The organism is Psychromarinibacter halotolerans (assembly GCF_029168315.1).
GTDB classification, from domain to species: Bacteria; Pseudomonadota; Alphaproteobacteria; order Rhodobacterales; family Rhodobacteraceae; genus Psychromarinibacter; species Psychromarinibacter halotolerans.
On record NZ_JARGYD010000003.1, the window covers coordinates 228,006 to 241,890 of the forward strand.

The window sequence follows — 13,885 nt, forward strand, 5'->3', positions numbered from 1 at the left end:
CGTGGCCACATTATCGGAAGCTGGGCGCGTTGCAGTTCCCGTCGGGTGCCTAACAGATATACCCAACCGGAATACGGAGTCGGGTATGGAGCTTCGGACGCTCAAGTCTTTCGTTCAGGTCGCCGAGTCGCGAAGCTTCTCTCGCGCGTCCCTTGTGTTGCAGATTGCGCAGCCTGCCCTGTCGCGGCAAATCAAGAAGCTGGAAGACGAACTGGGCGTCGAGCTTCTGTATCGCAATGGCCGTGGGGCGATCCTGACACCTGCAGGTGAAGTCCTTCTGGAAAACGGCAGGCAGCTGATCGCCGATCTGGAAGCCACCAAGAACGAGGTCCAGACCGCCGGCGGCAAGTTCTTTGGATCCGCGTCGATCGCAATGCCGGAAAGCGTCGGCCGCGTACTTGGCGTCTCGCTGGTGGAACGCGTGCAAAGGCAATACCCCGGCCTGCGCCTGCGCATCACCGAAAGCTTCAGCGGGCATGTTGTCGATTGGCTAAGCAGCGGACGCTGCGACGTGGGCGTCATCTACGAACAGACCAGCACCGCCTCGATCATCGCGGAGCCAACTGTGGAAGAAGACCTGATGCTTCTTTGTGCATCCGAGCTTCTGCCCGCCGCCGCTGTGGATGGGACGATTCCATTCGCCGCGCTGGACGGGCTGCCTCTCGCTCTCCCCGGTCCGGCGCACAGCCTGCGCACAGAGCTTGCGGATGCGGCCAGCGACGCGGGCATAAAGCTGGACGTCCGGTTCGAGATCGAGTCCCTGCACACCATGGTCGCGACCGCGCGACAGGGGCTCGCGTATACCGTTCTTCCCCTTTGCGGTGCGCTGGAAGTCATTGATTCTGGAGACTTAATCGCGCTTCGCATCGTTGCCCCGCAACTCAGCCGCGTGCTTCATGTCGCGACGGCATCGCAGCGGCAGTCGGCCGCCGCATCGCGCCACGTTGCCCAGATCCTGCGCGACCTGATGCACGAGAAATCGGCGTCCGGCGTCTGGCGCAAGTACGACGCTGCATTGCAGAAAACCGCATAGCAGTTATGCCGCGCCACATCGGTCCTGACGCTGGACAGGACCGCGAACCGCATGCCTGAATTGGACTTGTCACACAGACGACAAGGTCCGCCTCTCCACGCTCAAGGAGCACAATCAAATGAAATTTGTAAGCAAAACGGCCATTTGGCCGGCCGCTCTTCTATTGTCCACCGGTCTGGCATCGGCGCAGGAAGTCACCCTTAGCGCGGTGACCACCATTTCTCCCGGCCATGCACTCGCAGCAAGCTTCGTCGAATTCGTCGAAGACGTGAATGCCAACGGCGAGGGCGTTCTGCAGATCGACATCCGCGGCGGTGTCGAGGTGATCCCGCGCAACGAACAGTACGGCGCCGTCAGCTCTGGCGTGGTCGACATGTTCATCGGCGCGGCCGGCTATTACCACGGCGTCCTGCCGGAACTGGCGGTGATCGACGCCGCCTCGGCCCCGGCCGACGTGATGCGTGCCGAAGGCGTGATCGACGCGCTGGACGAGGTCATGCAGGAAAAGACGAACGTCAAGCTGCTGGCGCCGTTCGGCACCGGGTATGCTTTCCAGTTCTACACCATCGACGCACCCACCATCACCGATGACGGCGACGTCGATATGTCCGGCATGCGCGTGCGTGGCGGCCCGAGCTATGCGGCGATGTACGACGCGCTGGGCCTGACCCGCATCGATATCCCTGTGCAGGACATCTACACCTCGCTTGAACGCGGCGTGATCGACGGCGTGGGCTATACCACGCTGGGCGTTGCCGACAGCGGCTGGCAGGACTTCATCGGCTACCGCATCTTCCCGACCTGGCGTCAGGGCAACACGATCCTTGCGATGAATGCCGAGGTGTTCAACGGCCTGACCGAAGAGCAAAGCACCTATCTGATGGACATGGTCCTGAAGCACGAGATGCTGGCCTACGACCTCGCCCAGTCGCTGGAAGAAGAAGACACGGCCGCAATGCGCGAAGCCGGTGTCGAGGACATCATGCTGGAAGGCCCGGGCGCCGAGACGATCCTGGGTGCCTTCGCCAACACCTTCTGGGAAGCCGTCGAAGCCGATGCCGGCGCCGAGGTTGTCGAGCGGTTCAAGCCGCTGATCGACGCCGCGAACGAGGCCGCCGCTGCAGCCGAAGCCGAAGGCTGAGCCCTTCCCAGCCGGGCCGCGCGTCAGTTGCGGCCCGGCGTCCTCTCTTAATAACGAGTCCCCCCGGATGACGACCGCTGCCGCTTCTCCCTCTGCATTCTCCCGAGCCTTCGATAAATTGCTGGACGCAATGGCCGCAATCGCCTGCGCCATTCTCGCGCTGACGCTGGTTGCCATCGTCTATGACGTCATCACCCGGAACCTGAACATGTACGGCGTGACTTGGGTCTTGGCGATGACCGAGTACGGACTGGTCTATATGACCGCCCTCGGCACACCTTGGCTTTTGCGCAATCGCGGCCACGTGTCGATCGAGGCTATCCGCCGCCATCTGCCGGAACCAGCTCTGGTCTGGCTGGAGCGTCTGGTGCTGGTCCTTTGCATCTTTGCCTGCCTCGTCGCGATCGCTGCAACGATCACTGTCATCGACCGCTACTGGACCAACTACGACACTAGGGCGCGCTTTCTTCGCCGCTGGTGGCTGTACGCCCCGATCCTGGTCTGCTTCGTGCTGTGCGCGATCCAGTTCCTGCGCTTCCTGTTTTCTCCCGGGACGTTCTTCACGCCCGCCGATACCGAAGAAGGACTCTGATCATGGGGTTCGAATGGTATGAAGCCGCCCTGATGATGATCGGCTCGGTGCTGGTCCTGATGGGTCTGTCCATCCCGGTGGCTTTCGCCTTCCTGCTGATCAACATCGCCGGTGCTTACATCTTCATGGGGGGCTGGCGCGGGGTCGTACAACTGGTGGCGAACTCTGGCGACGCCGTCGCAAGCTTCGTTCTGGTCACGGTGCCGCTATTTATCCTGATGGGCACCCTGTTCTTCCACTCCGGTCTTGCGCTGAAGATCATCGGCGCTGTCGACCGAAGCCTATCGAAGGCCCCGGGACGTCTAAGCTATATCGCGATCATCACCAGCACGATCTTCGCGGCCCTCTCCGGATCGAACATCGCGAACACCGCGATGATGGGCCATCTGCTGCTGCCCGAGATGGAAAAACGGAACTACAAGCCGATGATGTCCATCGGCCCGATCATGGGCTCTGGCGGACTTGCGCTGCTGATCCCGCCTTCGACACTGGGTGTGCTGCTGGGTTCGATTGCGCAACTCAACATCGCGGCCCTGCTGCTGGCCGGCATGCTGCCCGGTCTCGTCCTTGGCGCGCTGTACATGGCAGTGGTCAAGATTCAATCGATGGCTTGGCCCGAGGCCGCACCCGCCTACGATGTGGAACCTGCTCCGCTGCTGGAAAAACTGCGGCTGTTCGCGGTCTATGTCCTTCCGATGTCGCTGGTCGTGTTTTGCGTGGTCGGCTTCATCCTGCTGGGCATTGCCACGCCGACCGAGTCCGCCGCGTTCGGTGTGCTGTCGGTCCTCGCGCTTGCGGCGTGCTATCGCTGCCTGTCCGTGAAGATGCTGAAGAAGTCGCTGATCTCGACGCTGCACGTGTCGGTAATGGTGTTCTTCATCATCCTGACGTCCAAGAACTTCAGCCAGATCCTTGCCTTCTCCGGCGCGACGCGCGGCCTGATCGACGCGGTGACCATGCTGGACTTCGGCACCTATGGCACGCTTGCGCTTTTGTTCGGGGTGCTACTGGTTCTGGGCATGTTCGTCGATGGCATCGCGATGATGCTGCTGACCATTCCGGTCTTCTTCCCGATCATCACCCAACTGGGCTTCGACCCGATCTGGTTCGCACTGATCATGCTGCTCGCCATCGAGATGAGCGGCACCACGCCACCCATGGGCCTGATCCTGTTCGTCATGCAGGGCGTCGCGCCCAAAGGAACGCGCTTCTGGACCATCGTCAAAGCCGGCTTCCCCTATCTCGCCGCCGACGCCGTCCTGTTGCTGCTGCTCATACTCATGCCGGGGTTGGCCCTCTGGCTGCCATCGCTGATGCGATAAGGAAGGACGTCACATGACACATTGCATCGTTGTCGGATCGGGCCCGGTCGGGTCGAGCACGGCACTGGCTCTTGCCAAGAAGGGGTTCCGGGTCACGCTGCTGGAACGCGAAGCGACCCTCCCCGCCGACCCCCGCGCAGCAACCGTCCAGCCGCCGACGCTGGAGATGCTCGACGAGCTTGGCGTCACGCCGCGCCTGTTGGAGCAGGGACTGATGGCGCAGGAATACCAATTCCGCGACCGCGCCACGAGCGAGGTCATCGCCACCTTCGACTACGGCCGGCTGGAGGGTGAGACGAAATTCCCCTTCGCCCTTCAATGCGAGCAGTTCAAGATCGCCAGCACTGTCGTCGAGGCGCTGCGTAGCGAACCCCAAGTCAAGATCCGACTGGGTGAAGAGGTCGTCGGGCTTTCGCAAGACGCCGACTCGGTATCTGTGACGCTGGCAAGCGGCGATACATTGACCGCCGATTACCTTGTCGGGTGCGACGGCGGACGGAGCTTTGTTCGCAAATCCAGTGGGATCTCGTTCGAAGGCTTCACCTACGATGAGCGGTTCCTTGTCCTGACGACCCGCTACGATTTCCACCAGCACGGTTACGTCGTCCGCAACTACTCGCTGGACCCGGCGCAGTGGTGCTCGATGTTCAAGGTGCCGCACGACGGCCCGCCGGGTCTGTGGCGCTGCGTTTTTCCCGTCGCCGGTCCCGATGCGGAACTGAGCAACGACGAGGTCCTGTCCGACGCGCACGTCGGCGCCCAGATGGCCGCGCTGAACCACGGGCTGACCGAGGAAGACGTGCTGCACCGCAACGTCTACACCGTGAACCAGCGCGTCGCGGGCCGGTTCCGCGCGGGGCGCGTGTTCCTTGCCGGGGACAGCGCGCACGTGAACAACCCGCTGGGCGGGCTTGGCATGAACTCGGGCATCCATGACGGCGTCAACCTTGCGGGCAAGATCGCCGAAGCGGTCGCCAGCCCCGCCGACGCGGACGCCATCCTTGACCGCTACGACACCGAGCGGCGCGAGTTGGCGAAGGAATTCGTTCAGGCCCAGACCATCCGCAACAAAAAGCGCCTTGAGGCGCGGACGCCCGAGGCGCGGGCTGCCGCACGCCGCAACCTTGCGGACTCCGCCGCTGACCCGGAGCTGCATCGCGCGTGGGTTCTGGATGCGTCCCTGCTTGGCAGTCTCAGAAGTCTTGAAGAAAAAGGAAAAGCGGCATGACCGTCAAACCCGATGCCCTTGGACACCGACTAAAGGTTGGTGTGGTGGTTCCCTCTACGAACACGACCGTCCAGCCGGAAACCGACAGCGTCCGCGTCGAAGGCGTGACGTACCACATCGGGCGCATTCCGATCAGCCAGAAAAAGATCTCTACCGACAACTTCCTTGATCACGTCGCAGCCATGCGAGCCGGGATCGAGGTTGCCGCCGATCAGGTTCTGACCGCCGGCGTGCAAAGCCTGATCATGGGCGTCGCGCTGGAATGCTTCTGGGGCGGGCTGAAGGGTTCGGCCGAATTGCAGGCACGGCTGGAAGAGCGGCTGAAGGTGCCTGTTATCCTTGGGTCAGAAGCTATCCGCGCGGGACTGAACGCCTTCGGTGCGAAGAAGATTGCCGTGCTGACCCCGCACATGCCCAAAGGCGACGACGAGGTGCGCAACTGGCTGACCGAGGCGGGATTCGAAGTCGTGGCGCTGGAAGGTCTGAAATGCGAAAGCCCTCTGGCGATTGCTCAAGTTCAGGAATCCGAAATCCGCGCCGCGCTGATGCGGATCGACAGCCCGGAAGTGGACGCACTGGTGCAGGTTGGCACCAACCTTGCCGGGGCGCGTGTCTGTGCCGAGGCGGAACGCTGGCTGGGCAAGCCTGCGATCCAGATCAACACCGTCAGCGCGTGGCACGCCATGCGCAGCGCCGGCATCACCGACCGCGTCGCCGGTCTGGGCCGCGTGCTAGAGGAGCACTGATGGGCGCGCCCTTCTCTATTCCCCCGCCAGTGCCACGCATGTGGATCGCGGGCGCGCTGGTGAGCGCGACCGGGCAGGCTCCGGTCCTGAACCCGGCAACGCTGACCCCCGTGACGACGGCGCCGCTGGCCACGTGCGACGACCTCGATCGCGCCGTCGACGGCGCCCGCGCGGCGCAGCCGGGCTGGGCCAACCGGTCCTTCACGGACCGCGCAGCGACGTTGGGCCGAATGGCCGATGTGCTGATCGCCCACGTCGAGGAACTTGCGTGGCTGACCACGCTGGAACAGGGTAAGCCGCTGACTGCCGCGCGGGGAGAGGTGATGCGCGCCGCCGGTGCGATGCGCGAGATCGCCGGCATAGAGATCCCACGCCAAACGATCCGCTCGGACGCCACCGGGCGCGTCGATCTGATCTATCGCCCGCTTGGCGTGATCGGTGCGATCACGCCGTGGAACGTGCCGCTGATCCTTGCCGCGCCAAAGATCGCGTCCGCGCTTTATGCGGGGAACGCAGTCATCCTGAAGCCCGCGCCGACCACGCCCCTCGCCTCGCTGCGGATGGGAGAGCTTTGGGCGCAGGAAATCGCGAGCGATGACCTTCCGCCCGGCCTTGTTTCGATCCTGTCAGGCGGCAACGATCTGGGCACTTGGATGACGGCGCACGCCGGTATCGACAAGATCAGCTTCACCGGCTCGGTCGAAAGCGGCAAGAAGGTCATGGCCGCCAGCGCCGGAACCCTGAAGCGGGTCACGCTGGAGTTGGGTGGCAACGACCCGGCGATCCTGTTGGATGACGTGGACATCCCGTCCATCGTGCCCGCCCTGTTCGGCGGCGCCTTCGGCTTGTCGGGCCAGCTGTGCATGGGGATTAAGCGACTTTATGCCTCGGCCTCGATCTACGAAGACGTCGTCGCCGCGATGACCGCCGCCGCGAAGGCCGCAGTCGTCGGGGACGGAACAGACCCCGACGTCACCGTCGGCCCGGTGCAGAACGAGGCACAATACCGCCGCGTGCTGGACCTGATCGAGGACACCCGGCGGCAACCCGGCGTGCGCATCACCGCGGGCGGTCGCGCGTCCGAGCGCACCGGATATTTCATCGAGCCCACCATCGTCGCCGACATCGCCGAGGGCACCCGCATCGTCGACGAGGAACAGTTCGGGCCCGTCCTGCCGATCCTGAAGTACGACACCGTGGACGAGGCTGTGCATCGTGCGAACGCCTCTGAGTTCGGGCTCGGCGCGTCTGTCTGGACGCAGGACGTGGCCCGCGGCGCTGAAATCGCCGCTCGGCTAGAGGCCGGGTACACATGGGTCAACAGCCATGTCGGCACGACCCGAGATCTGCCGTTCGGTGGCATCAAGCAATCAGGCATTGGCCGTCAGGGCCATTTCATCGGCGTGACCAGCGACATGGAGCCTCAGGTCATCGTCATTCCAGCAGCGGGCACCGCGGACGAATCCCGCATTCAAGCCCTCGAATTTTCGGAGTAACCCATGTCCAACCCACGCATTCCGTTCCGTATGCGCACCGAGGCTCCTCGGCTGCCCGCGTTTCAGGGCAAGACGATCCTCGTGCAGTTGGTCATGAACCTCGAGCACTGGCGTTTTGACCACGGCATGCCGCGCGGCATCAGCACGTCGCCGCATGGCAAGGTTTCGATCCCGGACGTCCCCAATTTCGCGTGGGCGGAATACGGGATGCGCGTCGGCCTGCCCCGAATGTTCGATGCTATCGAAAAACGTGGTCTGACCGCGTCGTGCAGCATGAACGCCAACGTCGTCGAAGTATATGAAAGTTGCGCCCAGAAGGTCCGTGACCTTGGCTGGGAGTTCATCGGTCACGGAATGTACCAACAGTCGGTGAACAGCGAACCGGACGAATTCGCCGTGATCCGGGACAGTCTTCAGAAACTCTCCGATTTCGCCGGTACGAAAATTCGCGGCTGGCTTGGGCCCGGCCTGAGCGAAAGCGCCGATACACCGGATTATCTAAGCCAACTCGGCATCGAATACCTCCTGGATTGGGTGCTTGACGATCAGCCCTGCTGGATCAACTCCGACCCAAGGCCATTGATCAGCGTTCCCTACAATCTGGAACTGAACGACAGCGTTCTTTACGCAATGTGGAACCTGCCCACTGGCGCCTTCCTAAGCCGTCTCACCCAAACGCTTGAAACGTTCGACGCAGAGCCCGAGACATCGCCCAAGGTCTTGTCGCTCGGACTGCACCCGCACCTGATGGGCGTGCCGCACCGGGCGGGCGAGTTCAACGCGATGCTGGACCTGCTGACGGCGCACCCGGACGTGGTCTTCGTCCAGCCACATCAAACGATGGACTGGTTCGCCGAGGCCGTTCCGCAAGACGTCGATGAAGCGGCCCGCCGGGTAACCGCCTGAAGGCCGCCATGGGGGACAGATTTTCCAGCATGCCGCACTGGTCCGATGCAGCGCTAAAAGCCGGGCTTCAACGCGCGATGGACTTGGATTCAGACGCGGTTTCGGCTGCCGCCCGCCGGGCCACGCAGGTGGCGGCAACCGTGCGCGATCTTGCCGCCACGGCGCCCTCTGGCGCTGGGACTAGCTGGTCGCCGCGTTCCGGCACACCCCGGCAACCGGAACAGATGGACCGCGCGGAAGACCTGCCTGCATGGCGAATGGGCATAGCCGGGCTTGCGACTGCGTTCCGATCCGGCGAACTGAAGCCCAGCGTGGTCTTGCAGGATCTTCTAGACCGGATCGACCGCTACGATCCGACGCTCAATGCTTTCGTGCGCCTGACCCGCGACCGGGCATTGGTCGAAGCCCGCGCGGCGGACGCGCGGTTTGCTGCTTTCCAATCGGGTGGAACTGAGCCGCCCGCACTGTGCGGCATTCCCTACGGCGTCAAAGACATCATCGATGTCGAGGGACTTCCGACGACCTGCCAATCGCACCTTCTTGTCGACAATGTCGCCTCATCCGACGCCGACATCGTGCGTATGTTAAAGCAGGAAGGCGCCGTGATCGTGGGCAAGCTTGCAACGCATGAATTTGCGAATGGCCTGCCCAGCTTCGACCTGCCCTTTCCCCCCGCTCGCAATCCGTGGAACCCAGAGCATCATCCCGGGGGCTCGTCGTCAGGCGCGGGCACGGCGGTTGCGGCGGGTTTCCTGCCGCTCGCCATAGGAAGCGATACCGGCGGGTCCGTCAGGCATCCCGCGAGCGCTTGCGGTGTCGTCGGTTTCAAACCGGGATATGAAAGGCTCCCCGTGAAGGGGGTGTTTCCGCTTTCCCCCACGCTTGACCACGTCGGCCTAGTGACGCACACCGCTGAGGACGCCGATTCTGCCTACGCTGCTCTTACCGGCTCTAGACGTGCCGCCGAGCGGCCGCTGGCAGGTTTGCGCGTCGGTTACGTCCGGCACTTTCACACGACGGATATGGACGCCATCGAAGACGTCGCGACGGCGCTCGACATGGCAGCGACCCACATGAGCGCGTCCGGCGCCGATGTGACAGAGGTCTTCCTGCCGCCTTTGACGACGTACTTCGCAGTCAACCGCGTCATCCTTCACGCCGAGGCATGGCCGATCCACCGCAACTGGTTGCGTGAGACCCCGTCGGCCTATGGGCGGGCCACCCTCGAAAGTCTCATGGTCGGCGCCTTTCTTGACCCGACAGCGGTGACGGCGGCCCGCGGGTTGAGGGACCGACTGCGCAACGAGATGACGGCCTTGTTCGACAATGTTGACCTGCTGCTGTGCGCCAGTTCCATGGAGCCCCCTGCACGGTTCGACGACCCGGAAGAAACCGCGCGGACCTATGTCCGGCAGGCGCGAACCCCGTTCAACATCACCGGTTTTCCGGCGCTTACGCTTCCCTTCGGCCTGACCGGAGAAGGGCATCCGCTGTCCATCCAACTCGCCGCGCGGGAAGATGCCGAAGACCTTCTCCTCGGGGCGGCCATCGCGTTAGAGAAACTTCGCGGCCCGGCGCCCGCGCCGCCGATGGCTTGGTAGGCGTCCGCGCCTGGGAGCTTTGACCTGAGCCCGACTCTCCTTCGCATTCGCGGAGAGTCCGCAGGCTGTTGCGCTGCTCCAGCCCGAGAGGCAGGTTATGTCGCCGGAAAGTTGGGGGGCCAGAAGGCATCCCCATCGCATACTTTCGGTTTTCCTAGGACTTCGCATCGGGCGCCCCATCCATCGGTCCCGGGACGCGTAGCCATTCCTCACACCACATTCGGAGCTCTGTCGTGTGAACCCCGCGCAAGTAACAAGCTCACGACCCGCCGCTACTTTGAACAGACACCGGTCAGTAGGAGTCTGCGCTGAACCGGACACGACCCTACATGTCGATGCCGACAGGATCGCCCAATCGACCCCGGAAAGCGCGTCCCGGAAGTATCGCCAACACCCGTGGAAATGAACACGCAAGGGATCGACGAAGCCCGCTTGGACGTGCGCGGCAACATGGAGCACGGTCACGCGTCGTCCCGATCCATCTCTCGCTCTGCGGCAAGATGGTGGCAGTAGCAGTGCCACAGCTTCGTCACGGTTGCCTTGGTCCAGGCGACCGGCGGTCCACTCATGCGCGTCTTGTTAAGCACACCGAGCGCATTTAAGTGCTCGGCTCTTGCCGCCTTGGTCATCGCAACGACTTCTGGGTGCGTGTCGAAGTACCGAAACATCGACCTGTCGCGGTCCTGCGCACGGCACACGTCTCCCCCTAGAGCGTCTCTCTACGCGATCCGGCTTGCCGAAGCAGGGGCCACCACCCATCAGATCGGCGCATGGACCGGTCACGAAAGCCTCAAAGAGATCGAGCACTACAGCAAACAGGCGAACAGAAAGCGGTTACTGATGGGACCGAACTAGGAACAGAAATTGTTCAGGGCGTAGCCCGACGAACAAAAAAGGCCCGCAAGCCTTTGATATGTCTGACGTGTTTTGGAAAGTGGCGCACCTCGACGGAGAAAGTTCGAACACTCTGTTTGAGGTTTTGGCGGATTGGGAACGTCATCTCGCATCTATAGACGCTAAGCGTTCGAGGTGCGAAAATGACAAGTTCGCGCCATAAATTCAATGAGATAGCGAAGCCCGAGGCGAAGAAGGCGAAGTATCCGCCGCCGTTTTCGCTGCGCCTGACCTATGAAGAGCGAGCGCGGCTGGATGCCGAACGGGGCGACAAGTCCCTTGCCGCCTATATCCGAGAACGTCTGTTTGGCGATGATGCTGCACCGCGCAAGCGGCGCGGCAACAGCCCTGTTCAGGACAAGGAAGCGCTTGGTCGTATAGCTGGGGCGCTCGGTCAGTCGCGCATATCGCAAAACCTGAACCAGCTCGCCAAGGCCGTGAACTCGGGTTCTTTGCCCGTCACGCCCGAGACCGAAGCGGAACTCAAAGAAGCCTGCCGCGAAGTTTCAGAGATGCGTGCTGAACTCTTGGCGGCGCTCGGCAAAGCGCCAGGGAGCGAGCGATGATCTTGAAAGCCAAAGAGCGCGGCAACGCCCCGCAACTTGCCCGCTACCTTCTGGCGATGCGGGACAACGATCACGTCGAGCTGCACGATATGCGCGGCTTCATCAGTGATGATCTGATCGAGGCGTTCGGCGAAGCCGATGCCATCGCGCGGGGAACGCGCTGCGAGAAGCACATGTTCTCGATGAGCTTCAATCCGCCCGAAGGTGCGAATGCCTCCATCGAGGACTTCGAGAAGGCCATCGAGCAAGTCGAAGCGAAGCTCGGGCTGGAAAATCAGCCCCGCGCCATCGTCTTCCACGAAAAGGACGGACGGCGACATGCGCACGCTGTCTGGTCGCGGATCGACAGTGCGCGGATGCGAGCGCTGAACCTGAACCACTACAAAATCAAGCTGCGCGATGTATCGCGTCAGCTCTACCTTGAACACGGCTGGGCGATGCCGCGCGGCCTGGAAGATCGCCGTCTGCGCGATCCCCTCACCTTTACGCATGAAGAGTGGCAGCAAGCGCGGCGGGCTGGTCTTGACGCCAAGGAACTGAAGGCCGTCTTCAAGACTGTCTGGGAGGCCTCAGACAACCGCGCAGCCTTTGAACAGGCACTCAAGGAGCGCGGGTTTTGGCTCGCGAAAGGTGATCGGCGCGGCTTTGTCGCGGTCGATTATCGCGGCGAGGTCTATGCCGTTGCCCGCTACAGCGGCGTGAAGGCAAAGGACGTAGAAGCCAAGCTCGGCGATCCGAACCCCCTCCGCACGGTCGATGAGGTCAAAGCCGAGATCGCAAGCGGCATTTCATCCAAGCTGCAAGAGTTCATCAAGGATGTGGAGCGCGACGCCGCGAGACGTGCAGCGCAGATTGAATTCCGCAAGGCGGAGGTTGTGCAGCGTCACCGTGAAGAGCGCCTCCAGCTAACCGAAGTCCATGAAAAGCGCTGGCAGGCTGAGACCCGCAAGCGGGCTGAACGTCTGCCGAAAGGATTCTCGGGCATCTGGCATCGCCTGACAGGACGCTACGCCAAGGTCAGAGCACGAAACGAACATGAAGCGCTCGAAGCCCTGCGCCGTGACCGTGCCGAGAAAGACACTCTGATCGTCAAACAGATCAAAGAGCGGCAAGCGCTTCAGCGCGACATCCACGCGCATAGGAAAGCCGCTCAGCACGAGCTGCTGCGGTTACGCGAGGACGTGACGCACTATATGCGCGATGATCGGCCTGACCCTGAGTTCAGCCGCACTCGTGATCGTGAGAAGGATCGAGTAGAAGAAGGTCGCAAACGCGAAAGCGTTCCGCGTCGACGACGTAGGCAGGGTATGGAGCCGTGAGTTTCCCATCATTTGATCACGCATCCGCAGCTTCGCTAATCAGACGTGGATACAATACCTTAAACCAATCAGATAAAAACCTATTGCCGCTGCAACCATCGCGGCATCCCAGAGTCCCGCAGCAAAGATAACTGAATAAAGCGCCGCCGCGACGCCAATAGCCATAGTTTTTTCCTTTCCACATCGAGGAGAAAGAAGAATCACAATTATTGCTATCGTAATCATGAAGCTATGCAGAATTACTTTTTCACCAACTCCATCAACTGAGCTAATAAACCTCCCGAAGCTTGAGCAAAGAAATGCGACCGAAAAAATGAGCGTCGCCACGGCACACGCAATAGACTTGGAGGAAAGCGAAAGAACGCCAATGGCTTCCCTTTTGCTGATCGGCGCGCAAAAACCCAAAAGAAACTCCTGATACGTTTTATCAAAAGACGCTTAGCTTAATATTTTTAAAGCCTTCAATCAACTTCAATCAAGTTTTCGCCGAATAGGTTCAGGGTCAGAAAGAGGATGCCTGCTCTTAGGCCAGCCGCATCCGTCAACCCTGCTTCGTGTCTTACACATTTTCTAGCGATAATCCGCGTCTGGAAACGCTGGCGCTGTCCTTGGCAAGCAACGGGACGGCGAGCGAACCCGATGCCCTGCTCTTTCCGATCAGTACCGCGATCAATCCTGCTGGTCTCTAGCGATACCACCGCAAACCGTGGCGGCGCTCCCTGCGCATCCGCCTGTGACGTTCTGGCGTCAGTCCGAACCATCAGAGCCTTCATAGGCCGAGATGATGGGTGTGAGCCGAATGGCTCTGAGCAGTTCGGAGCCTCCTTGAAGCCAAAGGAGGATGACATGAAACTTGTCACTCGATTTGAGGCGGCAACGCTGAGCACCGCCGAATTGTACGGCCTGCGCAAAGAGGCGTTCATCGCTTTCACCGCCGCCCCGCGCGGCTCGCAGGATCAGCGCGACGCGCTCGTGACGATGCGAACTATCGAAGATGAGCTGGCGACCCGTGCGCCAGGTCTCTAACCTGAAGCGGCTGGC

13 protein-coding genes are annotated in these 13,885 nt (G+C 61.9%); 12 read left to right on the top strand and 1 reads right to left on the bottom strand.

Annotated features, from left to right (window positions below; genetic code table 11):
* Position 1: 1 nt before the first annotated feature.
* The 11 genes from P1K30_RS09645 (at position 2) to P1K30_RS09695 (ending at position 12,844) form a co-directional block, all read left to right on the top strand.
* A complete protein-coding gene (locus P1K30_RS09645; RefSeq protein WP_275632513.1) occupies positions 2 to 1,033 on the top strand; it encodes a LysR family transcriptional regulator in 1,032 nt (343 codons plus the stop codon).
* Between the two features lie 163 nt (positions 1,034 to 1,196).
* The gene (dctP, locus tag P1K30_RS09650) at positions 1,197 to 2,174 is read left to right on the top strand and encodes a TRAP transporter substrate-binding protein DctP (protein ID WP_275632514.1); all 978 of its coding nucleotides are present in this window, start codon (positions 1,197 to 1,199) and stop codon (positions 2,172 to 2,174) included.
* A gap of 67 nt (positions 2,175 to 2,241) precedes the next feature.
* Positions 2,242 to 2,766: a TRAP transporter small permease gene (locus P1K30_RS09655; RefSeq protein ID WP_275632515.1), complete on the top strand. Its 525-nt coding sequence runs from the start codon at positions 2,242 to 2,244 to the stop codon at positions 2,764 to 2,766.
* Positions 2,767 to 2,768: 2 nt separating this feature from the next.
* Positions 2,769 to 4,088, top strand: coding sequence for a TRAP transporter large permease (locus tag P1K30_RS09660; RefSeq protein ID WP_275632516.1), 1,320 nt, complete (start codon positions 2,769 to 2,771; stop codon positions 4,086 to 4,088).
* 13 nt (positions 4,089 to 4,101) lie between these two features.
* Positions 4,102 to 5,316, top strand: coding sequence for an FAD-dependent oxidoreductase (locus P1K30_RS09665; protein ID WP_275632517.1), 1,215 nt, complete (start codon positions 4,102 to 4,104; stop codon positions 5,314 to 5,316).
* Positions 5,313 to 6,062: a maleate cis-trans isomerase family protein gene (locus P1K30_RS09670; RefSeq protein ID WP_275632518.1), complete on the top strand. Its 750-nt coding sequence runs from the start codon at positions 5,313 to 5,315 to the stop codon at positions 6,060 to 6,062. Before P1K30_RS09665 ends, P1K30_RS09670 begins: the two co-directional genes overlap by 4 nt.
* Positions 6,062 to 7,558 carry an aldehyde dehydrogenase family protein gene (locus P1K30_RS09675; protein ID WP_275632519.1) on the top strand — a complete coding sequence of 499 codons (1,497 nt, stop codon included), beginning with the start codon at positions 6,062 to 6,064 and terminating at the stop codon, positions 7,556 to 7,558. The genes P1K30_RS09670 and P1K30_RS09675 overlap by 1 nt, the downstream gene beginning before the upstream one ends.
* 3 nt (positions 7,559 to 7,561) lie before the next feature.
* Positions 7,562 to 8,464, top strand: a complete 903-nt coding sequence (locus P1K30_RS09680) for a polysaccharide deacetylase family protein (protein WP_275632520.1) — start codon at positions 7,562 to 7,564, stop codon at positions 8,462 to 8,464.
* Between the two features lie 224 nt (positions 8,465 to 8,688).
* Positions 8,689 to 10,065 (top strand): amidase, encoded by a 1,377-nt coding sequence (locus P1K30_RS09685; RefSeq protein ID WP_275632521.1) that lies wholly within the window; start codon positions 8,689 to 8,691, stop codon positions 10,063 to 10,065.
* 1,037 nt (positions 10,066 to 11,102) lie between these two features.
* Positions 11,103 to 11,525, top strand: a complete 423-nt coding sequence (gene mobC / locus P1K30_RS09690; RefSeq protein WP_275632522.1) for a plasmid mobilization relaxosome protein MobC — start codon at positions 11,103 to 11,105, stop codon at positions 11,523 to 11,525.
* Positions 11,522 to 12,844 (top strand): relaxase/mobilization nuclease domain-containing protein, encoded by a 1,323-nt coding sequence (locus P1K30_RS09695; RefSeq protein ID WP_275632523.1) that lies wholly within the window; start codon positions 11,522 to 11,524, stop codon positions 12,842 to 12,844. Before mobC ends, P1K30_RS09695 begins: the two co-directional genes overlap by 4 nt.
* Positions 12,845 to 12,883: 39 nt before the next feature.
* Here the strand turns inward: P1K30_RS09695 and P1K30_RS09700 are convergent, their stop codons facing one another.
* Positions 12,884 to 13,249 (bottom strand): hypothetical protein, encoded by a 366-nt coding sequence (locus P1K30_RS09700; protein WP_275632524.1) that lies wholly within the window; start codon positions 13,247 to 13,249, stop codon positions 12,884 to 12,886.
* A gap of 441 nt (positions 13,250 to 13,690) precedes the next feature.
* On the opposite strand from P1K30_RS09700, the gene P1K30_RS09705 reads away from it, so the two are divergent.
* A complete protein-coding gene (locus tag P1K30_RS09705; RefSeq protein ID WP_275632525.1) occupies positions 13,691 to 13,870 on the top strand; it encodes a hypothetical protein in 180 nt (59 codons plus the stop codon).
* Positions 13,871 to 13,885 lie beyond the last annotated feature (15 nt).

Excerpts from the sequence above, each read along its gene's own strand:
- P1K30_RS09655 (WP_275632515.1), top strand. The coding sequence starts at position 2,242 with ATGACGACCGCTGCCGCTTCTCCCTCTGCATTCTCCCGAGCCTTCGAT.
- P1K30_RS09660 (WP_275632516.1), top strand. The coding sequence starts at position 2,769 with ATGGGGTTCGAATGGTATGAAGCCGCCCTGATGATGATCGGCTCGGTG.
- P1K30_RS09665 (WP_275632517.1), top strand. The coding sequence starts at position 4,102 with ATGACACATTGCATCGTTGTCGGATCGGGCCCGGTCGGGTCGAGCACG.
- P1K30_RS09670 (WP_275632518.1), top strand. The coding sequence starts at position 5,313 with ATGACCGTCAAACCCGATGCCCTTGGACACCGACTAAAGGTTGGTGTG.
- P1K30_RS09675 (WP_275632519.1), top strand. The coding sequence starts at position 6,062 with ATGGGCGCGCCCTTCTCTATTCCCCCGCCAGTGCCACGCATGTGGATC.
- P1K30_RS09680 (WP_275632520.1), top strand. The coding sequence starts at position 7,562 with ATGTCCAACCCACGCATTCCGTTCCGTATGCGCACCGAGGCTCCTCGG.
- P1K30_RS09685 (WP_275632521.1), top strand. The coding sequence starts at position 8,689 with ATGGACCGCGCGGAAGACCTGCCTGCATGGCGAATGGGCATAGCCGGG.
- mobC (WP_275632522.1), top strand. The coding sequence starts at position 11,103 with ATGACAAGTTCGCGCCATAAATTCAATGAGATAGCGAAGCCCGAGGCG.
- P1K30_RS09695 (WP_275632523.1), top strand. The coding sequence starts at position 11,522 with ATGATCTTGAAAGCCAAAGAGCGCGGCAACGCCCCGCAACTTGCCCGC.
- P1K30_RS09705 (WP_275632525.1), top strand. The coding sequence starts at position 13,691 with ATGAAACTTGTCACTCGATTTGAGGCGGCAACGCTGAGCACCGCCGAA.